General features: G+C 67.8%; 1 protein-coding gene. It reads right to left on the reverse strand.

Going from position 1 to position 342, the window contains the following annotated elements:
* Window positions 1-342 (reverse strand): acyltransferase domain-containing protein (locus JK364_RS54775; RefSeq protein ID WP_201858934.1); only part of this gene is annotated, 342 nt, incomplete at both ends.

Genomic DNA, 342 nt, shown 5'->3' on the forward strand with positions numbered 1-342 from the left:
AGTCAGCCGGGACACCACCTGCCGGAACTCCTCCAGCATGGGCTCCATCCGCACCGAGTGGAACGCATGGCTGACCGACAGCCTCGTCCACTTCCCCAACCCCTCAGCAACCCGCAACACAGCGGATTCGTCACCGGAGAGCACCACCGACGCGGGCCCGTTGACCGCGGCGATCTCCACACCATCGACCAGCACCGCCCGGGCCTGCTCCTCCGAAACCGGCACCGCCACCATCACACCACCCGCCGGCAACGCCTGCATCAACCGAGCCCGCGCAGACACCAGCGCACACGCATCCTCCAACGACCACACCCCGGCCACATACCCCGCAGCAACCTCACC

Origin of the sequence: Streptomyces endocoffeicus, from assembly GCF_016741935.1 — a bacterium.
GTDB classification, from domain to species: domain Bacteria; phylum Actinomycetota; class Actinomycetes; order Streptomycetales; family Streptomycetaceae; genus Streptomyces; species Streptomyces endocoffeicus.